Below are 23,209 nucleotides of genomic sequence, written 5' to 3'. Positions count from 1 at the left end.
TCGGAAACCTGTGGGGGTTAGTTCTTCTGGATCTGGTCGAAGCTCAGCTCGACCGGGGTCTCGCGGCCGAAGATCTCGACGAGGCCCTTGACCTTCTTGGAGTCGGCGTTGATCTCGTTGATCGTGGCCTGCAGCGTCGCGAACGGGCCGTCGGTGACGGTGACCGAGTCGCCGACCTCGAAGTCCAGCACCTGGACCTCGACCTTGCGGGCCGGAGCCGGCTTGCCCTCGGCCTCGGCGGCCTCACGGGCGGCCTTCTCCTCGGCCTCCGGGGCGAGCATCTTGACGATCTCGTCCAGGGTCAGCGGGTACGGGTCGTAGGCGTTGCCCACGAAGCCGGTGACGCCCGGGGTGTTGCGGACGACGCCCCAGGACTCGTTCGTCAGATCCATGCGGACCAGAACGTAACCGGGCAGCTTGTTCTGCCGGACGTTCTTGCGCTCGCCGTTCTTGATCTGGACGATCTCTTCCTCGGGCACCTCGGCCTGGTAGATGAAGTCCTCGACGTTGAGCGAGACGGCACGCTGCTCCAGGTTGGCCTTCACGCGCTTCTCGTAGCCCGCGTAGGTGTGGATCACATACCACTCGCCCGGCAGACCGCGCAGCTCCTCGCGGAGCGCGGCGACCGGGTCGACCGGAGCCGCGGGCTCCTCGTCGGCCTCGACCTCAGCCTCGGCGTCGGCGGCCTCGGCCTGGGCGTCGGTGGCCTCGGCGTCGGCGGCCTCGGCGGTCGCGTCGTCGGCGCCCTCGTCCTCGGCCTCGACGGCCTCCTCGTCCGCGCCCTCGTCCTCGACGTGGAGCGCGGCCTCCTCGGCGGCCTCACCGACAGCGGCGTCCGCAGCTTCCGCCTGGTCCTCGTCGGCCGCCTCGACGATGTCGAGCTCGTCCTGGGCGGACTCGTTCAGGTTCGGGTCAGACACGGTGGCTGCTTCTTCCTGGATACAGATGGGTGGAACATGCGAAAAGGGGCGCCGGGGTGGGCGCCCTCCGCGGGAATCAGCCGAAGACGTACTTGACTGCTTCCTGGAAGCCAAGGTCAATCACGGTCACCAGACCGATCATGATGACGACGAAGACGATAACGACGGTCGTGTACGTCGTCAGCTGGCTGCGAGTCGGCCAGACGACCTTGCGCAGCTCGGCGACAATCTGACGGTAGAAGAGCGCGAGACGGCCCAGCGGGCCCTTCTTTCCGCGCTTGCCGCCCTTGCGGCTCTTCTTCTTCGACTCCTGTGCTTCGTCCTCGGCATCAGGCATGTCGATGGAGCCTACGGCGTCCGTCACGTCTCTCACCTGATTCCGGGTCGGCCGTGCCGCGCCCGGGTTGAGCCGCACGGCGGTGCAATGAAGTACATACCTGCGCACACATCCTGGCGGTGTGTGTAGCAGGGCCGGAGGGACTTGAACCCCCAACCTTCGGTTTTGGAGACCGGTGCTCTACCAATTGAGCTACGACCCTTTGTGGTTCTCACCCAACCTACCGCATCCGTGGAGGTGGTCGGTGAGGGCCAACGAGCAGAGAGTGTACGTGGTCAGCGGCGCCGCGTCGAACAGATAGCTCCGGACACGGCCCGCCGGAGGGACCGTGGGGCGACTGACGCCCTGTCTGTCCGTACAGCGAAACCTGTGTGCCGCGCCCGTTCGGGGTCTGGGACGATGGCCGCATGAGCGCTGCAACCCCTCCCACCGAGCGCCGGGTCTCCGCCCGGGTCGGTGCGATCTCCGAGTCCGCGACCCTCGCCGTCGACGCCAAGGCCAAGGCCCTCAAGGCCGCCGGGCGCCCGGTGATCGGCTTCGGCGCCGGTGAGCCCGACTTCCCGACGCCCGACTACATCGTCGAGGCCGCGATCGAGGCCTGCCGCAACCCGAAGTACCACCGCTACACGCCGGCCGGCGGCCTGCCCGAGCTGAAGGCCGCCATCGCCGCCAAGACGCTGCGCGACTCCAACTACGAGATCGACGCCTCCCAGGTCCTGGTGACCAACGGCGGCAAGCAGGCGATCTACGAGGCGTTCGCCGCGATCCTGGACCCGGGTGACGAGGTCATCGTCCCGGCCCCGTACTGGACGACGTACCCCGAGTCGATCCGGCTCGCGGGCGGTGTCCCGGTGGAGGTCGTCGCCGACGAGACCACCGGCTACCGGGTCTCGGTGGAGCAGCTGGAGGCGGCCCGTACGGAGCGGACCAAGGTCGTCCTGTTCGTCTCCCCGTCCAACCCGACCGGCGCCGTCTACAGCGAGGCCGACGCCGAGGCGATCGGCCGCTGGGCGGTCGAGCACGGCCTGTGGGTGCTGACCGACGAGATCTACGAGCACCTCGTGTACGGCGACGCGGCCTTCACGTCCCTGCCGGCGATCGTGCCCGAGCTTCGCGACAAGTGCATCGTCGTGAACGGTGTGGCCAAGACGTTCGCGATGACCGGCTGGCGCGTGGGGTGGATCATCGGCCCCAAGGACGTGGTCAAGGCCGCGACGAACCTGCAGTCGCACGCCACGTCGAACGTGTCCAACGTCGCCCAGGCCGCCGCGCTGGCCGCCGTCTCGGGCAACCTCGACGCGGTCGCGGAGATGCGTGCCGCCTTCGACCGCCGCCGCCAGACCATGGTGCGGATGCTCAACGAGATCGACGGCGTCTTCTGCCCCACGCCGGAGGGCGCCTTCTACGCGTACCCCTCGGTGAAGGGGGTGCTGGGCAAGGAGATCCGCGGCAAGCGTCCGCGGACCTCGGTGGAGCTGGCGGCGCTCATCCTGGACGAGGCCGAGGTCGCCGTCGTCCCGGGCGAGGCTTTCGGTACGCCGGGTTACCTGCGGCTGTCGTACGCGCTGGGTGACGCGGACCTGATCGAGGGTGTCTCGCGGATGCAGAAGCTGCTGGCGGAGGCGCGCGACTAGCCTCCTCTTGAGAGCAGGCTGCGGGCCCCCGGCGTTGCGCCGGGGGCCCGCTTCTTCGTTCCCGCAAGCACCCGATCGGTGAAAGGGGCCGAAAGGGGCTCCCGCGCGGGCGGCCGGTTTGGCAAGATCCCCAGATGCTGCGCTTTCCAGGGGGACACCCCCCGAACCCCCCGCACGTACGAGATCTGCGGCTGCTGCCCAAGGCCCATCTGCACCTGCACTTCACCGGGTCGATGCGGCCCGCCACCCTGCTGGAGCTCGCCGCCAAGTACGGCGTGCACCTCCCCGAGGCGCTGACCGGCGGTGAGCCACCCCAGCTGCGGGCGACGGACGAGCGGGGCTGGTTCCGTTTCCAGCGGCTGTACGACATCGCCCGGTCGTGTCTGCGGGAGCCGGAGGACATCCAGCGGCTGGTGCGCGAGGCGGCCGAGGAGGATGTGAGGGACGGGTCGGGGTGGCTGGAGATCCAGGTGGACCCGACCTCGTACGCACCGAGGCTGGGCGGGCTGATCCCGGCGCTGGAGATCATCCTGGACGCGGTGGAGAGCGCGTCGCGGGAGACCGGCCTGGGCATGCGGGTCGTCGTCGCCGCGAACCGCATGAAGCACCCCCTGGACGCCCGTACCCTGGCGCGCCTCGCCGTCCGGTACGCGGACCGGGGGGTGGTCGGGTTCGGGCTGTCCAACGACGAGCGGCGGGGCATGGCGCGCGACTTCGACCGGGCGTTCGCGATCGCGCGCGAGGGCGGGCTGCTGGCGGCGCCGCACGGGGGCGAGCTGACCGGGCCGGCGTCCGTGCGGCACTGTCTGGACGAGCTGCGTGCGGCGCGGATCGGGCACGGCGTGCGGGCCGCGGAGGACCCGCGGCTGCTGCGGCGCCTGGCCGAGAAGGGTGTGACGTGCGAGGTGTGCCCGGCGTCGAACGTGGCGCTGGGCGTGTACGAGAAGCCCGAGCACGTGCCGCTGCGGACGCTGTACGAGGCGGGGGTGCCGATGGCGCTGGGCGCGGACGACCCGCTGCTGTTCGGCTCGCGGCTGGCGGCGCAGTACGAGATCGCCCGCGTGCACCACGGCTTCACGGACGAGGAACTGGCGGAACTGGCCCGCCAGTCGGTGCGCGGCTCGGCGGCGCCCGAGGACGTCAAGGCGAAGCTGCTCGCGGGCGTCGACGACTGGCTGGCCGGCTAGGCCCCGCGCGTCAGAGGCTGACGCCCACCGTGACCGGCTCGTTGACCAGGGTGACGCCGAAGGCGTCCCGTACTCCGGCGACGACCTCGCGTGCGAGGGCGAGCAGGTCCTCGGTGGTGGCCTCGCCGCGGTTGGTGAGGGCGAGGGTGTGCTTGGTGGAGATACGGGCGGGGCCGGAGCCATACCCCTTGGTGAACCCGGCCTTGTCGATCAGCCAGGCCGCCGAGGTCTTGACGCGGCCGTGGTCTCCGGTGGGGAAGGCGGGCGGGGTGACGTCCGGGCCGAGGCGGTCGCGGACGCGGCCGAGGAACTCCTCGTACTGCTCCCGCTCCAGGATCGGGTTGGTGAAGAAGGACCCGGCCGACCAGGTGTCGTGGTCATCGGGGTCCAGGACCATGCCCTTGCCCGCGCGCAGCGCCAGCACCGTCTCGCGGGCGGTGGCGGCCGGGACGCGGTCCCCCGGCTCGACGCCGAGCGCACGGGCCGTCTCGGCGTACTTGATCGGGGCGCTCATGCCTCCGGCGTCCTCCAGCGCGAACCGCACGCGCAGCACGACGAACCGGTGCGGGTCGGCCTTGAAGCGGCTGTGGCGGTACGAGAAGTCGCAGTCCGCGTTCGGGATGGTGACCGTCTCGCCCGTGCGCCGGTCGTACGCCACGACCTCCGTGATGGTGGCGGAGACCTCCTGGCCGTACGCCCCCACGTTCTGGATCGGGGTGGCGCCGGCCGAGCCGGGGATGCCGGCCAGGCACTCGATGCCCGCGAGTCCGGCCTCGACGGTGCGGGCGACGGCGTCCGACCAGACCTCGCCGGCCGCCAGCTCCAGCCGGGTGCCGTCCAGGGCGAAGCCCTGGGTGGCGATGCGCAGGGCGGTGCCGTCGAAGCCCTTGTCGCCGATGACCAGGTTGGAACCGCCGCCGATGAGCAGCAGCGGCGTCCCGGTGGCGTCCGCCTCGCGCACGACGGCGACGACCTCGTCGTCGGTGGTGGCCGTGACGAGGCGGGTGGCGGGGCCGCCGAGCCGGAAGGTGGTCAGCGGGGCGAGGGGAGCGTCATGGAGTTCCTGCACGCGCCCAAGACTACGGGGCGGGTCCGACACCGCCCGCCCCTCGCCCCCACCCCCGTGCCTCCCGGCCCCGGCGGCGTACCGTCAGGCGAGCCGCACCACGGCACGCGACATTCCGAGCACCTTCTGGCCGGCGCTCATGGCGGTCAGGTCCACCCGGACCCGGTTGTCGTCCAGCTTCGCGGCCACCTTGGCGCTGACCTCGATCAAAGCGCCGGTCTCGTCGTTCGGCACGACGACCGGCTTGGTGAACCGCACCCCGTACTCCACGACCGCACCCGGGTCGCCCGCCCAGTCGGTCACCACCCGGATCGCCTCGGCCATGGTGAACATGCCGTGCGCGATGACGTCCGGCAGCCCGACCTCCTTGGCGAACTTCTCGTTCCAGTGGATCGGGTTGAAGTCCCCCGAGGCACCCGCGTACCGCACCAGCGTGGCGCGCGTCACGGGAAAGCTCCGCGCCGGCAGCTCGGTGCCGACCTCGACCTCGTCGAACGCGATCTTCGCGGTCATCGCCTCACGCCTCCTCTGCCGCCGCACGGGCCACGAGCTTCGTCCACGCCGTCACCACATGCTCACCGGCCTCGTCGTGGACCTCGCCACGGATGTCCAGGATGTCGTTCCCGGCGAGCGACTTGATCGCCTCGATGGTCGAGGTCACCGTCAGCCGGTCCCCCGCCCGTACCGGACGGGTGTACGCGAACTTCTGGTCCCCGTGCACCACACGGCTGTAGTCCAGGCCCAGCTTCGGGTCCGCGATCACCTCTCCCGCGGCCTTGAACGTGATCGCGAACACAAAGGTGGGCGGAGCGATCACATCCGGGTGGCCGAGCGCCTTGGCGGCCTCCGTATCGGTGTACGCGGGATTCGCGTCCCCGACCGCTTCGGCGAATTCGCGGATCTTTTCCCGGCCGACCTCGTACGGCGCGGTGGGCGGATAGGTCCGCCCCACGAAGGACTGATCGAGCGCCATGGACTCGCTACCTCCTGGGTCCTGGGGTGTGTCTTCGAACAAACGACACGAGGCCGCCCCCTGACGGGGACGGCCTCGTGTACGAGCCTGATTCAGCGCGTTTCGCGGTGCGCAGTGTGCGCGTTGCAGCGCGGGCAGTGCTTCTTCATCTCAAGACGGTCCGGGTTGTTACGCCGGTTCTTCTTGGTGATGTAGTTCCGCTCCTTGCACTCCACGCAGGCCAGCGTGATCTTCGGGCGGACGTCGGTGGCAGCCACGTGAGTGCTCCTTGACGGACGGTGGACGGATGAACGCAAGAAAGAGTAGCCGATCGAAGGACCGACCCCACAATCGGCTACTGTGTGTAGCGGTGACCGGACTTGAACCGGTGACACAGCGATTATGAGCCGCTTGCTCTACCGACTGAGCTACACCGCTTTGATACAGCGTCCCTCACCCGGAGGTGAGGGCTACCGCACCAGAGCCCCAATACGGAATCGAACCGTAGACCTTCTCCTTACCATGGAGACGCTCTGCCGACTGAGCTATTGGGGCGAGCGATGAAGACATTACACGGTCGGCCGCCGTTCGCCCAAATCCGATTCCCGCGCCGATCTTCCGCTCCCCGCACGGCTGTCCCGGGCCGGGCGGGAGCGGCTTCGTCGGCACTTCATCAGCGCTTCGTCGGCGCTCGGTCGGCGCTTCGTCGGCGCTTCGTCGGCCCTCGTGGGGGCGTCGCCCAGGCGTGCCCGGAGCTTCCCCGGGGCGCACGTCGGCGCTTCCATGGCGCTTGGTGGGCCCTGCTCGGGAGGCATCCCCCCGTCCCGTACGCCACTCGCGCCCCGCGCCGGTACGACTATTGCGCTCCTCCTCGATGCCCGGTCGGACGGCCCCTAGGCTCGGCTCACGCTGCGTGATCATGCCCGTACCGACCCGTACTCCGCCGCGGTCACGCCCGAGCCCCGAGCCCACGAGCCCGCCAGGAGCCCGATGTCCTCCGACAGCCAGCAGCCGCAGCCATCCGAGGGCGCCACCGCCGACACCACCGCGCTGTTGCTGTGCGGCGCCCGCCTCACCGACGGCCGGACCGTCGACGTACGGCTCAGCGGCGGGCGCATCGAGGCCGTGGGCACCGCGGGCAGCCTGCCCGCGCAGGGCGCCCGTGTCGACCTCGCCGGCTACCTGCTGCTGCCCGCCCCCGCCGAACCGCACGGCCACGCCGACACCGCGCTCAGCGCCGACTCCCCCGGCCCCGTCTCGTACGCCACCGAGGACGTCCAGCGCCGCGCCACCGAAGCCGCGCTGCTCCAGCTCGGGCACGGCGCGACCGCCCTGCGCGCCCATGTGCGCATCGGCGACGTCCAGGGCCTCGGCCCCCTGGAAGCGGTCCTCCAGGCACGCCGCTCGCTGCGCGGGCTGGCCGACCTGACGGCCGTCGCCGTGCCGCGGCTGCTGACCGGCGTGGCCGGGGCGGACGGGCTCGCGATGCTGCGCGACGCGGTGAAGATGGGCGCCGGTGTGGTGGGCGGGTGCCCGGACCTGGACCCGGACCCGGCCGGGTACGTGGAGGCGGTGCTGGAGGTCGCGGCCGAGCACGGCTGCCCGGTGGACCTCCACACGGACGGTGACGACCCGGCACGCCTGGCGCGGCTGGCCGCGATGGCCGGGGGGCTGCGGCCCGGGGTCACCATCGGGCCCTGCGGGGCGCTGGGACGGCTTCCGGGGGACCTGGCGGGGCGGGCGGCCGACCAGCTCGCGGCGGCCGGTGTGACGGTCGTCTGCCTGCCCCAGGGCGGCTGCGGCGGTACGGAGGTGCGGGGCGTCGCGCCGGTGCGGCTGCTGCGGGCGGCGGGGGTGCGGGTCGCCGCGGGGAGCGGGGCGCTGCGGGACGTGGCCAATCCGGTGGGGCGGGCGGACCCGCTGGAGGCGGCGTACCTGCTGGCCTCGCAGGGCGGTCTGCGGCCCTCGGAGGCGTACAAGGCGGTGAGCGGGGCCGCGCGCGAGGCGATGGGGCTGCCTGCCGTACGGGTGGAGGCGGGGTTCCCGGCGGAGCTCCTGGCGGTGCGCGGGGAGCGGCTGTCGGGCGTGCTGTCACTGGCGTACAGCAGAATCGTGGTGCACCGGGGGCGGGTGGTGGCGCGGACCAGCGCGGTGCGGGAGTACTGCGACTCGGCGGCGGCGCTCGAACTGCCGCGCCAGGGGCGGCCCGACGCCCGTCCGTGAGCGTTTTCGCCGTTTGGGCCGTACGGTCGGGAGCATGCGCATTGTCATCGCTGGAGGACACGGTCAGATCGCCCTGCGGCTGGAGCGGCTGCTCTCGGCGGGCGGGCACGAGGTGGCGGGCGTCATCCGCAACCCGGAACACGCCGACGATCTGCGTGAGGCGGGCGCCGAACCAGTCGTCCTGGACCTGGAGTCGGCGTCCGTGGAGATGGTCGCGGCGGTGCTCCAGGGCGCGGACGCGGCGGTCTTCGCGGCGGGCGCGGGCCCGGGCAGCGGAGCCGAGCGCAAGTACACCGTGGACCGGGGCGCGGCGGTGCTCTTCGCCGACGCGGCGGAGCGGGCGGGGGTACGGCGCTACATCGTCGTCTCCTCGATGGGCGCGGACGCCGACCACCCGGGCGACGAGGTGTTCGACGCGTACCTGCGCGCGAAGGGCGCGGCGGACGACTACGTGCGGGCCAAGCGGAACCTGGACTGGACGATCCTGCGGCCCGGCATGCTGACGAACGACGCCGGCACCGGGCTCGTACGGCTGGAGGCGTCGACCGGGCGCGGGCCGGTGCCGCGCGACGACGTGGCGGCCGTGCTGGCCGAGCTGGTGGAGACGCCGGCGACGGCGGGCCTGATCCTGGAGCTGGTGAGCGGTTCCGTACCGGTGTCGGTCGCGGTCAAAGCCGTCGCGGGCGAGTGATGTCGGCCGGCCCCGTGGTGGTGGAGCGCCCCGAGCGGCCGTACGTCTTCATGCGCCGCCGCGTGACGATGGACGGCTTCGCCGAGATCGCCGACCGGCTGCCCGAGCTGATCGGGTGGCTGGCGGCGCGGGGCATCGAGGTGGCGGACGCGCCGTTCTTCCGCTTCAACACCGTGAACGTCCGGGACGCGGCCGGGGAGTGGGAGGTGGAGGCGGGCGTTCCGGTCACCTCGCCGCCGGAGCCTGAGGGCGATATCGGCGTGGCGCTGCTCCCCGCCGGCCGCTACGCCACGCTCACCCATGTCGGCCACCCGGACCGGCTGTTCGAGGCGGTCCGGACGCTGCGGGAGTGGGCGGACGAACAGGGCCTGCAGTGGGACATGCGGGAGGTGGACGGCGTGGAGCGGTGGGGCTGCCGCATCGAGTCCTACCGCACGGACCCCCGCGTCGAACCGGACCCGTCCCAATGGGAGACGGAACTGTCCTTCCGCCTCGCCGACACCGACTGACCGCCGACCGAATCCCCGCCCCACCGGGTGAGCCGTAGGTACACCGTCACAAACGAAAACCCCCGCCGAACCGCGTTTTCGCAGTTCGGCGGGGGTCTCACCATGTGGCGGCGCCAGGATTCGAACCTGGGTAGGCTAAGCCGACGGATTTACAGTCCGCTCCCATTGGCCACTCGGGCACACCGCCATGGGATGTCGCCTGGGAGGTGGCCGCTTTTCGGCGGCGCTCCGTGGCAACGACGTAAACGATACCTGATGCCGGGGGGTGCTACGCCACCGGATTGATCAGCACTCATGGTGGACGCGGGTGGCTAGGCTTTGGGGTGGCGGTACGGGAGCCCGGCCGTACCTCCACGTACGTCCAGGTACGTACGCACGCACTTGATACGCACCCGATCCAAGGAGCCACAGGACATGGCCGACTCCAGTTTCGACATCGTCTCGAAGGTCGAGCGGCAGGAGGTCGACAACGCCCTCAACCAGGCGGCGAAGGAGATCTCGCAGCGCTACGACTTCAAGAACGTCGGGGCCTCCATCGCCTGGTCCGGCGACAAGATCCTGATGCAGGCGAACTCCGAGGAGCGGGTCAAGGCCATCCTCGACGTGTTCGAGTCCAAGCTGATCAAGCGCGGCATCTCACTGAAGGCGCTCGACGCCGGTGAGCCGCAGCTGTCCGGCAAGGAGTACAAGATCTTCGCCTCCATCGAGGAGGGCATCTCCCAGGAGAACGCCAAGAAGGTGGCGAAGATCATTCGCGACCAGGGCCCCAAGGGTGTCAAGGCGCAGGTGCAGGGCGACGAACTGCGGGTCAGTTCCAAGAGCCGGGACGACCTCCAGGCCGTGATCGCGCTGCTGAAGGGGCAGGACTTCGACTTCGCGCTGCAGTTCGTGAACTACCGGTAGTTCCTGGGCGCGTTGCGCGTACGCGCGCACGTTGCGTGGAGGACCGCACGGGCGGGCCGGGGGCGGACGCGGCTGCGGCCGGTCCGCCCCCGTCCTGTGTGCCGAAGGCCGTCATGTCCGAAACCCGCCAGCTCGGGGGCGGGCGCGCCAGCACACTGGTGGGGTGGGACGCGAGGAAGGGGACGGATCATGACGGTGTACGCGTACGTCGACGGGCCGCTCGGCGAGATGCTGCTGGTCGGCGAGGAGTCCGCCCCGGGCCGGACCGCGCTCGCCTCGCTCTCCCTGCCCGGACAGAAGGGCGGCGCGGTCGTCCGGGACGGGTGGCGGCACGCGCCGGCGGCGTTCGAGGGGATCGCCGCGCAGCTGCGGGCGTACTTCGCGGGCCGGCTGACGCGCTTCGACATCGCGTACGCCGGCGGCGGCACCGACTTCCAGCGGCGGGTGTGGCAGGCGCTGGACGACATCCCGTACGGCTCCACCACGACGTACGGGGAGATCGCGGCGCGGGTCGGTTCGCCGGGGGTCGGTGTGCGCGCGGTGGGGACCGCGATCGGGCGCAATCCGCTGCTGGTCGTGCGGCCCTGTCACCGGGTGATCGGGGCGGACGGGGCGCTCCGGGGGTACGCGGGCGGGCTGGAGCGCAAGGAGCGGCTGCTCGGACTGGAAGGCGCGCTCGTACGGTGACGGGCGGCGGGGGCGGCCTTTTCCGGCTGCCGCGCGAGCGGGCGGAGGTCGCGCCCGGCGCGGTGCACGTGCCGGAGTGGCTGCCCATGGAGCGGCAGCGGGAGCTGGTCGAGGCGTGCCGGGAGTGGGCGCGGGGGCCGGTGCCCATGCGGCACACGGTGCTGCCGGGCGGTGGCGTGATGTCCGTGCGGACGGTGTGCCTGGGCTGGCACTGGCAGCCGTACCGGTACACCCGGACGGCCGGGGATGTGAACGGCGCCCGGGTGGCCGCGCTCCCGGACTGGCTGGCCGACCTGGGGCGGGCCGCGCTGGTGGCGGCGTACGGGGATGACGGCGCGGGCTACGACGGCGGTTACGCCCCGGACACCGCCCTGGTCAACTTCTATGAGCCCGGTGCGCGGATGGGCATGCACCAGGACAAGGAGGAGCGGTCCGGTGCCCCGGTGGTGTCGCTGAGCATCGGGGACAGCTGCGTGTTCCGGTTCGGGAACACCGAGACGCGTGGGCGGCCGTACACGGACGTGGAGCTGGCGTCGGGCGATCTCTTCGTCTTCGGGGGCGCGTCACGCTTCGCCCACCACGGGGTGCCGAAGATCATCCCGGGCACGGCGGACCCGGCGGTGGGGCTCACCTCGGGCCGGCTCAACATCACTCTGCGGGAGACGGGCCTGTCCTAGGCCCGTTCCAGCGGGAGCGCGAGTGGCCGAACAGGCTCCGGTACGCGATCAGCAGCACGAGCGAGCCGCCGATGGCCGCCCCCCAGGTGGCGCCGTCGTAGAACTGGCTGCTGATCGGCCGGTCCAGGAAGCGTGCCGATATCCAGCCGCCGGTGAACGCGCCCGCGACGACTGGAGGACGCCGGCGGTGCGGAGGGTGGTTGCGGAGATCAGTAGGGTGCGGCGCATGACACAGGAGTTGCGGCGGTCGCTGGGCGTCTTCGACGCGGTCGTCGTCGGGCTGGGCGCGATGGTCGGGGCCGGGATCTTCGTGGCGCTCGGGCCGGCGGCCGGGGCGGCCGGGAGCGGGGTGCTGGTGGGGCTGGCGCTGGCCGCGGCCGTCGCGTACTGCAACGCCATGGCGTCGGCACGGCTGGCCGCCCGCTATCCGGCCTCGGGCGGGACCTATGTGTACGGGCGTGAACGGCTCGGTCCCTTCTGGGGTTACCTCGCGGGCTGGGCGTTCGTGGTCGGCAAGACCGCCTCGTGCGCGGCGATGGCGCTGACGGTCGGGGCGTATGTGTGGCCGGGGCAGGCGCACGCGGTGGCCGCCGCGGCGGTGGTGGCGCTGACTGCCGTGAACTACGCGGGCGTCCAGAAGTCGGCGCTGCTCACGCGCTCCATCGTGGCGGTGGTCCTGGCGGTTCTCGTGGCGGTGGTCGTCTCCTCTCTGGGCTCGTCGGCTGCTGACTTCGGGCGACTGGAGCTGGGTGGTGACGCGTCGGCGGGCGGCGTGCTCCAGGCGGCGGGGCTGCTGTTCTTCGCGTTCGCCGGGTACGCGCGGATCGCCACGCTCGGCGAGGAGGTGCGGGACCCGGAGCGGACCATCCCGCGGGCGGTCCCGCTGGCGCTGGGGATCGCGCTGGTCGTGTACGCGGCGGTGGCGGTCTCCGTCCTGACGGTGCTGGGCGCGCGGGAGTTGGGCGGCTCGGTTGCTCCGCTCGCGGACGCGGCGCGGGCGGCGGGCGCGGACTGGCTGGTACCGGTGGTGCGGGTGGGCGCGGCGGTGGCCGCGCTCGGTTCGCTGCTGGCGCTGATCCTCGGGGTCTCCCGTACGACGCTGGCGATGGCACGCGACGGCCACCTGCCGCGCACGCTCGCCGCCGTCCACCCCCGCTTCCAGGTCCCGCACCACGCGGAGCTCGCGGTCGGGGCGGTCGTCGCGGTGGTGGCGGCGACGGCGGATGTGCGCGGGGCGATCGGCTTTTCGTCGTTCGGGGTGCTGGTGTACTACGCGATCGCCAACGCCTCGGCGTGGACGCTCGGCTCGGGCCGTGTGCTGGCGGTGGGCGGCCTGGCGGGCTGCCTGGTGCTCGCGTTCGCCCTGCCGCTGTCCTCGGTGCTGGCGGGCACGGCGGTCCTGGCGGTGGGCGCGGTGATGTACGCGGTCAGGGGAAGCTAGGGCGCCGGGGCGCGGGGCCGGGACGTCAGCGCACGGGGGGCGCCGGGGCCGGGGCGTCAGCGCGGGTGCGGCGCGGGACCGGGGCGTTGTGGGAGCCGGGCGTCATATTCGGGCGTGGACGCGGTGGTTCACCTCGCCGATGCCCGAGCCAGGAAACTGCTCGTATGCGGTCATGCGTTCATGCTGCACCACGGCACTGACAATCGGCTCACCGCGTCGCGAAGGGCCGGTCGCTCGGGACGATCTCCTTGCCCAGCGGCAGCAGCGAGACCGGGATGAGCTTGAAGTTCGCGATGCCCAGCGGGATGCCGATGATCGTCACGCACAGGGCGATGCCCGTGATGACGTGCCCGAGAGCGAGCCACCAGCCGGCGAGGACCAGCCACAGCACATTTCCCACGCAGGACGCCGCGCCGGCGTCCCGGCGGTCCACGACTGTCTGGCCGAACGGCCACAGGGCGTACAGGCCGATGCGGAAGGCCGCGAGGCCGAACGGGATGCCCAGAATCGTGATGCAGAGCAGCACGCCCGCCAGCATGTATCCGAGGAACATCCAGAAGCCGCTCAGGATGAGCCAGATGACGTTGAGGACTGTCTTCACGGGCGGTGACCTGCCATCTGTTCGAGTCGGGCGATGCGTTCCGCCATCGGCGGGTGCGTCGAGAACATCCTGGCCGCCCCCTGGCCGGGCCGGAACGGGTTCGCGATCATCATGTGGCTGGCGGTCTCGATCCGGGGCTCGGGCGGCAGCGGGAGCCGCTTGGTACCCGCCTCCAGCTTCCGGAGGGCGCTGGCCAGGGCCAGCGGGTCGCCGGTGAGCTGGGCGCCGGAAGCATCGGCCTCGTACTCGCGGGACCGGCTGATCGCCAGCTGGATGACCGACGCGGCGAGCGGGCCCAGCAGCATGATCAGCAGCATGCCCAGCAGGCCCGGGCCGTCGTCGTCGTCCGAGCGGCCCACCGGGATCAGCCAGGCGAAGTTCACCAGGAACATGATCACCGAGGCGAGGGCGCCCGCGACCGAGGAGATCAGGATGTCGCGGTTGTAGACATGGCTCAGCTCATGGCCGATGACGCCGCGCAGCTCGCGCTCGTCGAGGAGCTGCAGGATGCCCTCCGTGCAGCAGACCGCGGCGTTGCGCGGGTTGCGGCCGGTGGCGAAGGCGTTGGGGGCCAGCGTCGGCGAGATGTACAGGCGCGGCATCGGCTGGCGCGCCTGCGTGGACAGGTCCCGGACCATCCGGTACAGCTGCGGCGCCTCGAACTCGCTGACCGGGCGGGCGCGCATGGCGCGCAGCGCGAGCTTGTCGCTGTTCCAGTACGCGTACGCGTTGGTGCCCAGCGCCACGACGAGCGCGACGAGCAGGCCTGTACGGCCGAAGAAGCTGCCGATCAGGATGATGAGTGCGGACAGTCCCCCGAGGAGTACGGCGGTCTTCAGCCCGTTGTGCCGGCGGTGCACGGTAGGCCCTCCAAATGGTGCGTCAGGGGAACCCCTTTGCTGGTGCTGGTCCTCTGTTCAGTGGACCCTCCCGTACTGGTCAACGCCAGGCGGGGAGTACGGGTTCCCTTGCGCGCCGGGGGCGCGGCTGGGCCGTCCGGGGGACGCGGCGGGCGGGTGGACCGCCCGGCCTGCCGGGCCGGGCCGCCCGGGATCAGAAGAGCGTGTCGGCGGCGAAGCGCAGCACGAGCTGGGGGTAGCCCGAGAGAACCACACCGGCGACCGCCGTCAGGGCGATGGCCGCGGTGATGGGGGCGGTGGCCGGCCTCGCGGGGACACCCTCCGCCGCCGCCACGGGAACGCCCTCCGGTGTGCGGAACAGCACCGCCGTCCACTGGAGGTAGTAATAGAGGGCGATCACGACGTTGACGCCCATGACGACGGCGAGCCAGCCGAGGCCCGCGTCGACCGCCGACGAGAACACCGTGACCTTGGCGAACAGGCCGATGATGCCCGGGGGGAGTCCCGCGAGGCAGAGCAGGAAGAAGCCCATCACCAGCGCGGCGGCGGGCCGGGTGGCGTACAGGCCCCGGTAGTCGGAGATCCGGTTGAGCGGGTGCGTACGGGCGACCAGGGCGGCGACCGCGAAGGCGCCCAGATTCACGACGGCGTACATCAGGGCGTACGCGACGGTGGCGCCGATCTGGTCGTCACCGGAGTAGGCGGCCGCCGCGATCGGCACCAGGAGGTAGCCCGCCTGTGCCACGGAGGACCAGGCCAGCAGCCGTACCGCGCTCCACGCGCGCGTGGAGACCTGCCGCAGGGCGGCGACGTTGCCCACGGTCATGGTGAGCGCGGCGAGCACGGACAGGGCCGGGCCCCACACGTCCGCGTACGTCGGGAAGGCGATGACGGTCACCAGGATGAGGCCGGTGAACCCGACCGCCTTGCCGACGACGGAGAGGTACGCGGCGATGGGCAGCGGCGCCCCCACGTACGTGTCGGGCACCCAGAAGTGGAACGGGACGGCGGCCGTCTTGAAGGCGAAGCCCACCAAGGTGAGCGCGACGCCCGCCTTCGCGACGGTCTCCAGCTGTGCCGGGACGTCGTCCAGGGCCTGGGCGATCTCCGTGAGGTGGAGCGTGCCGGTCGAGGCGTAGACGAAGCTCACGCCGAGCAGCATCACGGCGGTCGCGGTGACGGAGGAGAGGAAGAACTTCAGCGCCGCCTCGCCGGACATGCGGTCGCCGCGCTTGAGCCCGACGAGTGCGAAGGCGGGCAGCGAGGCGACCTCCAGGGCGACGACGAGCGTCGCCAGGTCCCGGGAGGCGGGCAGCAGCGCGGCACCGGCGGCGGAGGACAGCAGCAGGAACCAGAACTCCCCGGCGGGCAGCCTCTCCTTGGTGTCGTTCAGCGACAGCAGGGCCGTAAGGAGCGCCCCGCCGAGCACGAGGAACTGGATGACCAGCGCGAAGTGGTCGGCGGTGTAGCTGCACGCGTCGGCGTCGGTGGTGAGGCAGAAGGTGCTGCGGTCGCCCTTGCGCAGGGGCACGAGGGCGAGGATCGCCGCGACGAGACCCGCGATCGCGGTCCAGCCGAGGACCTGCCACCGTTCCTTCGGCACGAAGAGGTCGGCGACGAGCACGAGCAGGGCGACCACGGCGGCGATGGTCGGCGGCGCGATGGCGGCCCAGTCGACGGACTGGACGAGGTTGGCGGCGCCCGCGGCTGCGACGGTCACGACTTGCCTCCTGCGAGGAGCTTCTGCACGGCCGGGTCGGTGAGGCCGAGGAGGACCGCGGGCCAGAGGCCGGCGACGACGGTGAGGACGGCCAGCGGCGTCCAGGCGGCGAATTCGTACGTCTGGATGTCGGCGAGCGCCGGCTGATCGGCGGCGGGCTTGGCGCCCATGCAGACGCGGCGCACCACGAGGAGGAGGTACGCGGCGGTGAGCAGCGTGCCGAAGGCGCCGACGGCCATGAAGGTGAGGAAGGCGGGGCGGCTGAGGCCCTCGGCCGGCTGGAACGCGCCGAGCAGGGCGAGCATCTCGCCCCAGAAGCCGGCGAGGCCGGGCAGCCCGAGCGAGGCGACGGCGGCGAAGGCCAGCAGGCCGCCGAGGCGGGGTGCGCGGCCGTAGAGCGCGGCGCCGGTGGCTCCGGCGAGGGTGTCGAGGTCCGCCGTGCCGTACCGGTCCTTGATGGCTCCGACCAGGAAGAAGAGCAGGCCGGTGATGAGGCCGTGGGCGATGTTGGCGAAGAGCGCGCCGTTGACGCCGGTGGGGGTCATGGTGGCGATGCCGAGGAGGACGAAGCCCATGTGGCCGACGGAGGAGTACGCGATCAGGCGCTTGAGGTCGCCCTTCGCGCCGGTCCTGGCCAGGGAGAGGCAGGCGAGCGATCCGTAGATGATGCCGGCGACGGCGAAGGCGGCGAGGTACGGCGCGAGGATGTGCATGCCGTCGGGGGTGATCGGCATGACGATCCGGACGAATCCGTACGTACCCATCTTCAGCAGGACGCCTGCGAGAAGCACGGAGCCGACGGTCGGCGCGGCGGTGTGCGCGTCCGGCAGCCAGCTGTGCAGCGGCCACATCGGGGTCTTCACCGCGAGGCCGATGCCGATCGCGAGGACCGCGATGACCTGCACGGATGTGGTGATGTCACGGCCGTTGTCAGTGGCGAGTGCCACCATGTCGAAGGTGCCGGCCTTCAGCCCGACGAGGAGCAGGCCGAGCAGCATGACGACCGAACCGAGCAGCGTGTAGAGGATGAACCGCCAGGCGGCCGGCTGGCGCCCCTCACCGCCCCAGCGGGCGATGAGGAAGTACATCGGGATGAGCACCATCTCGAAGGCCAGGAAGAACAGCAGCAGGTCGAGGACGGCGAAGGTCGCCAGCGTGCCGGACTCGAGGACGAGCAGCAGGGCGACGAATGCCTTCGGGGAGGGGCCCGCGGGCATCCGGAAGTAGCTGTACAGCGCGCACAGGAAGGTCAGCAGCGCGGTCAGGACCAGGAGGGGGAGGGAAATGCCGTCGATGCCGAGGTGGAGCCGCACGTCGAGTGCCGGGATCCAGCTGATGTCCGTCGTGGCCTGCATCTTCGAGGGGTGGTCGTGGTCGAAGCCGAGCGTGAGGACGATCGCGGCGGCGAGGATCGCGCCGGTCACGGTCACGCCATGGCGCAGCACGGCCTGGTCCGGGGACTTCCCCTTCAGCCCCGGCGGGGCCGGAAGGAGAGCCGCGGCGGCGCCGATGAGCGGGCCGACGACGATGAACGCGAGAAGGAACTGCATCACGGATTCGCTGATATCGATCACGGCTCACGCTCCGGCGGCGACGAGTACGGCGGCGATCGCCAGGACGACGGAGCCGGCGAGCAGGGCGCTGAGGTAGGTCTGCACGTTGCCCGTCTGAGCGCGGCGGACGGCCCATCCGAGCAGGTTGGTGCCGCTGCCCGCGCCGCGTACGTAGGTCTCGACGACCTCGCGGTCCAGGAAGCTGACCAGGGAGGCCGCCGCGCGGACGGGGCGTACGAACAGCGCGGAGTACACGGCGTCGAGGTGGAAGCCGGCGGCGGCGTGGCGGTGCAGCGGGCCGAGCAGCAGGCGTCCGGGGTCGGCGGGGTCCGGGGCGATCACCTCGGCCTGGGAGACCGCCGGCTCCTCCTGGGGGTGGGGGGCGACCGCGCCGAGCGGGAAGCGCGCGGCCATCGCCGTGGTGTGGCGCCAGGTGGCGTAGGTGACCAGGCCGCCGACGAGGGCGATGCCCGTGCCGAGGACGGCGGTGGTGACGGTCGGGGTCAGGGCGTGCCCGTCGAACCAGTCGTCGATCGGGCCGACGGTCAGGCCGAACGCGAGGGAGGGGACCGCGAGCACCCACAGGACGGCGTTCATGACGAGCGGCTGCCTGCTGGGGGTCTCCCCTGCTCGCGCGGGGTCGGGAGCTTGGTGAAGGCCGGGGGCTTCGGCGCCCCGGCCGCGGAAGGCCAGCAGCCACAGGCGCGTCGCGTAGGCGGCGGTGAGGAGGGCGGTGACCATACCGGCGACGAGCACGATCCAGCCGGCCCCGGCAGGGGCGACGTCCCGGTCGCCGAGAGCGGTGTGCTCGGCGGCCACGAGGACGGCTTCCTTGGAGAAGAAGCCGGCGAACGGCGGGATGGCGGCCAGCGCCAGCAGGGCGACCGTCATCGTCCAGTAGGCGTCGGGGACGCGCTTGGTCAGACCCCTCATACGGGACATGGCGGCCAGCGAGTTGGTGCCCGCGGCGTGGATGATCACGCCGGCGGCGAGGAACAGCAGCGCCTTGAAGGCGCCGTGCGACAGGAGGTGGAAGACGGCCGCGCCCCGGTCGCCGACGGCCAGGGCGCCCGACATGTAGCCGAGCTGGCCGATGGTCGAGTACGCCAGGACGCGCTTGATGTCGTCCTGGGCGAGCGCGGCGAGCCCGGAGCCGACCATGGTGACCGCGGCCATCACGGCGAGCACGGTCATGGCCGCCGCCGAGGCGGCGAAGACGGGAAGGAGACGGGCCACGAAGTACACACCGGCGGCGACCATCGTCGCGGCGTGGATGAGCGCGGAGACCGGGGTGGGGCCGGCCATGGCGTCGGGCAGCCAGGTGTGCAGCGGGAACTGCGCGGACTTGCCCGCCACGCCCGCGAGGAGTAGCAGCGCCACGAGGGTGGGGTGATCGATGCCGCCGGCGGCCACGGCGCCCAGGATCCCGGTGATGCGGAACGTGCCGGCGTCGGCCGCCAGCGCGAACAGACCGATCAGGAAGGGGACGTCGCCGAGCTTGGTGACCAGGAAGGCCTTCAGTGAGGCTGCCCGCGCCTCGGGCGTCTCCCAGTAGTGGCCGACGAGGAAGTACGAGCAGATGCCCATGATCTCCCAGCCGACCAGCAGCACCATCAGGTCGCCGGAGTAGACGACGAGCAGCATCGCGGAGGTGAACAGGGAGATGAGCGCCGCGTACGAGGGGTAGCGCGGGTCGCCGCGGAGGTAGCCCGTCGAGTAGATCTGCACGCACGACGCGACCAGGCCGACCAGGACGGCGGCCAGCGCCGCGAAACCGTCCAGGTGCAGGGCGAGGTCGATGGGGACCGAGCCGGTCGGGGTGAGCTGGGTGGCCGCGTCGATCGCCTTGCCACCGCCCTGGCGGACAGCGACGAGGACCGCGAGCGCGAAGGCCGCCACGGTCGGCAGGACCGCGAGCGGGCGTACGAAACCGGGGGCGGTGCGGCCGAGCAGCAGCCCGGCGGCGGAGCCGAGGAACGGAAGGAGGGGTACGAGGACGGCGAGGGTCGGGGTGGTCACGCGGTTGCCTCGGCCTTCTCGTCGGGACCCGCGTCGTCGGGACCCGCGGTCTCGGCGTTGTCGCGGAGCTTGTCGATGTCCGAGGTGCCGCGGTTGCGGTAGACCATCAGGACGATCGCCAGGCCGATGCCGATCTCGGCGGCCGCGATGGCGATGGTGAACAGGGTGAGCGCCTGACCGGCGTGCAGGGCGTCGCGGAGCCAGACGTCGAAGGCGACCAGGTTGAGGTTGACGGCGTTGAGCATCAGCTCGACGGACATCAGGACCAGGATCGCGTTGCGGCGGGCGAGCACTCCGTACAGGCCCGTGCAGAAGAGCAGCACGGCGAGGACCGCGGGGTAGGCGAGATGCATCAGCGCTGCCCCTCCCGGTCGGTCGTCCGGTCCTTGCGGGAGAGGACGATCGCGCCGACGAGCGCGGCGAGGAGGAGCACGGAAAGCGCCTCGAAGGGCAGCACCCAGTGCCGGAAGAGGATGGTGCCGGACACCTTGGTGGAGCCCTGGGCGGGGCCGTCGAGGTCGATCCAGGCGGTGCGGAACGCGTCGACGACCACCCAGACCAGGGCGGCCGCGGCGGCGAGTGCGACCACGAGGGCGGCCGGGCGGTTCCCCGAGTCCGCGTCCGGGGAGCGGCCGATGGGTGCCTTGGTGAGCATGAGACCGAAGAGGAGGAGGACGACGACGGAACCCACGTAGATCAGCACCTGGACCCAGGCGACGAACTCGGCCGTGAGGAGGAGGTACTCGACGGCGAGGCCGCCGAGCGCCACGACCAGCCAGAGCGCGGCGTGCACCAGCTGCTTGGTCGTGACGGTGACGACGGCCGCGCCGAGGGTGGCGATGCCGACGAGGAGGAAGGCGATCTCGACGCCGGTGGGCGACAGGAAGCCCTGGGCTGCGGCCAGGCTCACTCGGTGCCTCCCTCAGCCGGGCGCTGCGCCTGCGGGGGCTGTGCCTGTTCGCGCTGTGCCTGTTCGGCTACGGCGGTGTCGGTCTGGGCGGCCGGGGTGGAGTCGGTGGCTTGGGGGGCCTGGCCGGCCGGTTCGGCGGCCTCGGCGGCCGCGGCGGCTTGGGCGGCGGCGACCTTCTCCGCGGCCTTGCGGGCGGCGGCGATCTCCTTGGGCTCCTCGGCACCGGGGTCGAGGGCGGGCGGTTCCGGCACCGTCCACATCCACTCGCGGAGCTTGTCCCGCTCGTGGGTGAGGTCGTGGATGTCCGTCTCCGCGTACTCGAACTCCGGCGACCAGAACAGCGCGTCGAAAGGACAGACCTCGATGCAGATACCGCAGTACATGCACAGCGCGAAGTCGATGGCGAACCGGTCGAGGACGTTGCGGCTGCGCTCGCGGCCGCCGGGAGTGGCGGCGGGGATCGTCTCCTTGTGGGAGTCGATGTAGATGCACCAGTCGGGGCACTCGCGTGCGCAGAGCATGCAGACCGTGCAGTTCTCCTCGAACAGCCCGATCACGCCACGGGTACGGGGCGGGAGTTCGGGCTGGACGTCCGGGTACTGCGCGGTGTGGCTCTTCTTCGTCATCGTACGGAGGGTGACGGCCAGGCCCTTGGCGAGGCCGGATCCCGGGATGGGGGCCATGGTTACGAATTCACCACCTTGACGATGCCGGTGAGGGCGATCTGGGCGAGGGCGAGCGGGACGAGTGTGGTCCAGGCGAGCTTCTGCAACTGGTCCTCGCGCAGCCGCGGGTAGCTCACGCGCAGCCAGATCACGATGAAGGCGAGCACGGCCGTCTTGAGCAGGGTCCAGACCCAGCCGAGCCCCTCGGCGCCGAACGGGCCGTGCCAGCCGCCGAGGAAGAGGACGGTGGTCAGACCGCACAGGACGACGATGCCCGCGTATTCGGCGAGCAGGAACAGCGCGAAGCGCAGGCCGGTGTACTCGGTGTACGCGCCGAAGATGATCTCTGAGTCGGCGACCGGCATGTCGAAGGGCGGGCGCTGGAGTTCGGCGAGCCCGGCGACGAAGAACACCAGGGCGCCGACGATCTGCCAGGGCAGCCACCACCACTCGAAGGCGTTGACGATCCCGGGGAGCGAGACCGTGCCGGCCGCCATCGCGACGGACGCGGCGGCCAGCAGCATGGGCAGCTCGTACGCGAGGAGCTGAGCGGCGGTACGCAGACCGCCGAGGAGGGAGAACTTGTTGGCGGACGCCCAGCCGGCCATGAGCGAGCCCAGCACACCCACGCCCATGACGGCGAGCACGAAGAAGATCCCCGCGTCGACGATCTCCCCGACCGCCCCTTCACTGGGGCCGATCGGGATGGCCACCAGGACGAGGAGGTACGGCAGGAGGGCGACGGCCGGAGCGAGCTGGAAGATGCGGCGGTCGGCGTTGGCCGGAACCACGTCCTCCTTCTGCGCGAACTTCACGCCATCGGCGACGAGCTGGGCCCAGCCGTGGAAGCCGCCCGCGTACATGGGGCCGAGGCGGCCCTGCATATGGGCCATGACCTTGTGCTCGGTCTGACCGATCACCAGGGGCAGGACCAGGAACACGGCGAAGACGACGACCAGTCGAAAGGCGACGTCGAGTACGTCGTTCACGCGTCTCCTTCGGGTCGTCGTTGCTGTGCGGTGTCGGGTGCGGGGGGATCGGTGGCATCGTCACGGTCGCCCGCCGCCGGACCCGCCGGGGGTCGCGGCTCCGCCGTGGTCGGCACCTCGGTGGCAGGCGGGCCCTGCGTCACCGGACCGGTCGCGCCGCTTTCCGGCGCGGGCTCCGACACCGGCTCGGCGTCCGGTGCCGGGGCGGATGCCGGACCGGGCGCCGGGGCCGCGTCCGGCTCGGGGACCGGCTTCGGGCCGGGCGCCGGGGTCGGGCCGGGGGCCGGGGTCGCGTTCGGCTGGGGGACCGGGTTCGGCTCGGGCACCGGGTTCGGGGCGGGGGCCGGGGTGGCGTCCGGCTCGGGCACCGGCTTCGGGGCGGGGGCCGGGGTGGCGTTCGGCTCGGGCGTGGGCGCCGGGGTTGGTTCGGGCTTCGGGGTGGCGGTCGGCGGCGTGGGGGCGCGGTCCGCCGGGGTGTCGTCGAAGGCCGGGCGCGGGTTGTTCCAGGGGGCGTCCGAGCTGCGCATGCGCCGGGGCGTCGGGGAGCCCTCGCTCGCCGGCTCCGTACGCTGGCTGGCCGAGCCCGCGCTCGCGCTGCGGCTGCGGCGCGGGCCCGCCGGGGCGGCCGGCCGGCTCGCCGAGCCTTCCGAGGCGCTGCCCGTGCG

General features: G+C 71.8%; 24 protein-coding genes, 4 tRNA genes and 2 pseudogenes. 10 read left to right on the top strand and 20 right to left on the bottom strand.

What is annotated here, in order from left to right; genetic code table 11:
• Window positions 1-17 precede the first annotated feature (17 nt).
• The 3 genes from nusG to QWM81_RS12085 form a co-directional block, all read right to left on the bottom strand.
• The gene (nusG, locus tag QWM81_RS12095) at window positions 18-920 is read right to left on the bottom strand and encodes a transcription termination/antitermination protein NusG (protein WP_290111840.1); all 903 of its coding nucleotides are present in this window, start codon (window positions 918-920) and stop codon (window positions 18-20) included.
• Window positions 921-996: 76 nt separating this feature from the next.
• Window positions 997-1,284 (bottom strand): preprotein translocase subunit SecE, encoded by a 288-nt coding sequence (gene secE / locus QWM81_RS12090; RefSeq protein WP_073753440.1) that lies wholly within the window; start codon window positions 1,282-1,284, stop codon window positions 997-999.
• A 102-nt stretch (window positions 1,285-1,386) separates the two neighbouring features.
• A tRNA-Trp gene (locus tag QWM81_RS12085) sits at window positions 1,387-1,459 on the bottom strand.
• A gap of 205 nt (window positions 1,460-1,664) precedes the next feature.
• On the opposite strand from QWM81_RS12085, the gene QWM81_RS12080 reads away from it, so the two are divergent.
• Both QWM81_RS12080 and QWM81_RS12075 read left to right on the top strand, forming a co-directional pair.
• Window positions 1,665-2,891 (top strand): pyridoxal phosphate-dependent aminotransferase, encoded by a 1,227-nt coding sequence (locus tag QWM81_RS12080; RefSeq protein WP_290111839.1) that lies wholly within the window; start codon window positions 1,665-1,667, stop codon window positions 2,889-2,891.
• 134 nt (window positions 2,892-3,025) lie between these two features.
• Complete coding sequence (locus QWM81_RS12075) at window positions 3,026-4,078, top strand: adenosine deaminase (RefSeq protein ID WP_290111838.1); 1,053 nt, start codon at window positions 3,026-3,028, stop codon at window positions 4,076-4,078.
• Between the two features lie 10 nt (window positions 4,079-4,088).
• Here the strand turns inward: QWM81_RS12075 and QWM81_RS12070 are convergent, their stop codons facing one another.
• The 6 genes from QWM81_RS12070 to QWM81_RS12045 all read right to left on the bottom strand — a co-directional run bounded on the left by QWM81_RS12070 (window position 4,089) and on the right by QWM81_RS12045 (window position 6,651).
• Window positions 4,089-5,147, bottom strand: a complete 1,059-nt coding sequence (locus tag QWM81_RS12070) for a UDP-N-acetylmuramate dehydrogenase (protein WP_290111837.1) — start codon at window positions 5,145-5,147, stop codon at window positions 4,089-4,091.
• Window positions 5,148-5,228: 81 nt separating this feature from the next.
• The gene (locus QWM81_RS12065; RefSeq protein ID WP_290111836.1) at window positions 5,229-5,657 is read right to left on the bottom strand and encodes a MaoC family dehydratase; all 429 of its coding nucleotides are present in this window, start codon (window positions 5,655-5,657) and stop codon (window positions 5,229-5,231) included.
• 4 nt (window positions 5,658-5,661) lie between these two features.
• Complete coding sequence (locus QWM81_RS12060) at window positions 5,662-6,117, bottom strand: MaoC family dehydratase N-terminal domain-containing protein (protein WP_290111835.1); 456 nt, start codon at window positions 6,115-6,117, stop codon at window positions 5,662-5,664.
• A gap of 92 nt (window positions 6,118-6,209) precedes the next feature.
• The gene (gene rpmG / locus QWM81_RS12055) at window positions 6,210-6,374 is read right to left on the bottom strand and encodes a 50S ribosomal protein L33 (protein WP_003948671.1); all 165 of its coding nucleotides are present in this window, start codon (window positions 6,372-6,374) and stop codon (window positions 6,210-6,212) included.
• Window positions 6,375-6,461: 87 nt separating this feature from the next.
• Window positions 6,462-6,534, bottom strand: a tRNA-Met gene (locus tag QWM81_RS12050).
• A gap of 44 nt (window positions 6,535-6,578) precedes the next feature.
• A tRNA-Thr gene (locus QWM81_RS12045) sits at window positions 6,579-6,651 on the bottom strand.
• A 435-nt stretch (window positions 6,652-7,086) separates the two neighbouring features.
• On the opposite strand from QWM81_RS12045, the gene QWM81_RS12040 reads away from it, so the two are divergent.
• Genes QWM81_RS12040 through QWM81_RS12030 form a run of 3 tightly spaced genes read left to right on the top strand, consistent with a single transcriptional unit; the run spans window position 7,087 to window position 9,519 of the window.
• Window positions 7,087-8,319: an amidohydrolase family protein gene (locus QWM81_RS12040; protein ID WP_290111834.1), complete on the top strand. Its 1,233-nt coding sequence runs from the start codon at window positions 7,087-7,089 to the stop codon at window positions 8,317-8,319.
• A gap of 34 nt (window positions 8,320-8,353) precedes the next feature.
• Window positions 8,354-9,010 carry an SDR family oxidoreductase gene (locus tag QWM81_RS12035; RefSeq protein ID WP_290111833.1) on the top strand — a complete coding sequence of 219 codons (657 nt, stop codon included), beginning with the start codon at window positions 8,354-8,356 and terminating at the stop codon, window positions 9,008-9,010.
• Window positions 9,010-9,519, top strand: a complete 510-nt coding sequence (locus QWM81_RS12030; protein WP_290111832.1) for a GyrI-like domain-containing protein — start codon at window positions 9,010-9,012, stop codon at window positions 9,517-9,519. Before QWM81_RS12035 ends, QWM81_RS12030 begins: the two co-directional genes overlap by 1 nt.
• Before the next feature lie 105 nt (window positions 9,520-9,624).
• On the opposite strand, the gene QWM81_RS12025 is transcribed toward QWM81_RS12030, so the two are convergent.
• Window positions 9,625-9,706: transfer RNA gene (locus QWM81_RS12025), tRNA-Tyr, on the bottom strand.
• 227 nt (window positions 9,707-9,933) lie between these two features.
• Here QWM81_RS12025 and QWM81_RS12020 point away from each other — a divergent pair.
• The 3 genes from QWM81_RS12020 (at window position 9,934) to QWM81_RS12010 (ending at window position 11,786) form a co-directional block, all read left to right on the top strand.
• A complete protein-coding gene (locus QWM81_RS12020; RefSeq protein ID WP_290111831.1) occupies window positions 9,934-10,422 on the top strand; it encodes a YajQ family cyclic di-GMP-binding protein in 489 nt (162 codons plus the stop codon).
• A 189-nt stretch (window positions 10,423-10,611) separates the two neighbouring features.
• Complete coding sequence (locus QWM81_RS12015) at window positions 10,612-11,109, top strand: methylated-DNA--[protein]-cysteine S-methyltransferase (protein WP_290111830.1); 498 nt, start codon at window positions 10,612-10,614, stop codon at window positions 11,107-11,109.
• The gene (locus tag QWM81_RS12010) at window positions 11,106-11,786 is read left to right on the top strand and encodes an alpha-ketoglutarate-dependent dioxygenase AlkB family protein (protein ID WP_290111829.1); all 681 of its coding nucleotides are present in this window, start codon (window positions 11,106-11,108) and stop codon (window positions 11,784-11,786) included. Before QWM81_RS12015 ends, QWM81_RS12010 begins: the two co-directional genes overlap by 4 nt.
• On the opposite strand, the pseudogene QWM81_RS12005 reads toward QWM81_RS12010, so the two are convergent.
• Window positions 11,758-11,955: pseudogene (locus QWM81_RS12005) on the bottom strand (hypothetical protein); the annotation flags it as partial. The gene QWM81_RS12010 and the pseudogene QWM81_RS12005 sit on opposite strands and share 29 nt — an antisense overlap.
• A 57-nt stretch (window positions 11,956-12,012) precedes the next feature.
• Between QWM81_RS12005 and QWM81_RS12000 the strand changes: the two are divergent.
• On the top strand, window positions 12,013-13,227 hold the full coding sequence (locus QWM81_RS12000; protein WP_290111828.1) for an APC family permease: 1,215 nt from the start codon (window positions 12,013-12,015) through the stop codon (window positions 13,225-13,227).
• Window positions 13,228-13,435: 208 nt separating this feature from the next.
• Here the strand turns inward: QWM81_RS12000 and QWM81_RS11995 are convergent, their stop codons facing one another.
• The 9 genes from QWM81_RS11995 to QWM81_RS11955 all read right to left on the bottom strand — a co-directional run bounded on the left by QWM81_RS11995 (window position 13,436) and on the right by QWM81_RS11955 (window position 22,544).
• Window positions 13,436-13,828, bottom strand: coding sequence for a YccF domain-containing protein (locus tag QWM81_RS11995; protein ID WP_290111827.1), 393 nt, complete (start codon window positions 13,826-13,828; stop codon window positions 13,436-13,438).
• Complete coding sequence (htpX, locus tag QWM81_RS11990) at window positions 13,825-14,688, bottom strand: zinc metalloprotease HtpX (protein ID WP_290111826.1); 864 nt, start codon at window positions 14,686-14,688, stop codon at window positions 13,825-13,827. Before htpX ends, QWM81_RS11995 begins: the two co-directional genes overlap by 4 nt.
• Before the next feature lie 193 nt (window positions 14,689-14,881).
• Window positions 14,882-16,408 carry an NADH-quinone oxidoreductase subunit N gene (locus tag QWM81_RS11985; protein WP_290111825.1) on the bottom strand — a complete coding sequence of 509 codons (1,527 nt, stop codon included), beginning with the start codon at window positions 16,406-16,408 and terminating at the stop codon, window positions 14,882-14,884.
• Entirely contained in the window at window positions 16,405-17,958 is a 1,554-nt protein-coding gene (locus tag QWM81_RS11980; protein ID WP_290111905.1) for an NADH-quinone oxidoreductase subunit M, read from the bottom strand. Before QWM81_RS11980 ends, QWM81_RS11985 begins: the two co-directional genes overlap by 4 nt.
• Before the next feature lie 27 nt (window positions 17,959-17,985).
• Window positions 17,986-19,980 carry an NADH-quinone oxidoreductase subunit 5 family protein gene (locus tag QWM81_RS11975; protein ID WP_290111824.1) on the bottom strand — a complete coding sequence of 665 codons (1,995 nt, stop codon included), beginning with the start codon at window positions 19,978-19,980 and terminating at the stop codon, window positions 17,986-17,988.
• Window positions 19,977-20,333, bottom strand: a complete 357-nt coding sequence (gene nuoK / locus QWM81_RS11970; RefSeq protein WP_290111823.1) for an NADH-quinone oxidoreductase subunit NuoK — start codon at window positions 20,331-20,333, stop codon at window positions 19,977-19,979. Before nuoK ends, QWM81_RS11975 begins: the two co-directional genes overlap by 4 nt.
• A complete protein-coding gene (locus tag QWM81_RS11965; protein ID WP_290111822.1) occupies window positions 20,333-20,890 on the bottom strand; it encodes an NADH-quinone oxidoreductase subunit J family protein in 558 nt (185 codons plus the stop codon). The genes nuoK and QWM81_RS11965 overlap by 1 nt, the downstream gene beginning before the upstream one ends.
• Window positions 20,887-21,573, bottom strand: a complete 687-nt coding sequence (locus tag QWM81_RS11960) for a NuoI/complex I 23 kDa subunit family protein (protein WP_290111821.1) — start codon at window positions 21,571-21,573, stop codon at window positions 20,887-20,889. The genes QWM81_RS11965 and QWM81_RS11960 overlap by 4 nt, the downstream gene beginning before the upstream one ends.
• Before the next feature lie 2 nt (window positions 21,574-21,575).
• On the bottom strand, window positions 21,576-22,544 hold the full coding sequence (locus tag QWM81_RS11955) for a complex I subunit 1/NuoH family protein (RefSeq protein ID WP_290111820.1): 969 nt from the start codon (window positions 22,542-22,544) through the stop codon (window positions 21,576-21,578).
• 51 nt (window positions 22,545-22,595) lie between these two features.
• Here QWM81_RS11955 and QWM81_RS11950 point away from each other — a divergent pair.
• Window positions 22,596-23,209 (top strand): annotated as a pseudogene (locus tag QWM81_RS11950) (hypothetical protein); the annotation flags it as partial.

The organism is Streptomyces ficellus, from assembly GCF_030406405.1.
Lineage (GTDB): Bacteria > Actinomycetota > Actinomycetes > Streptomycetales > Streptomycetaceae > Streptomyces > Streptomyces ficellus_B.
The sequence above is the reverse complement of the archived record's forward strand: the minus strand, read 5'-3'. Positions and strand labels throughout refer to the sequence as shown.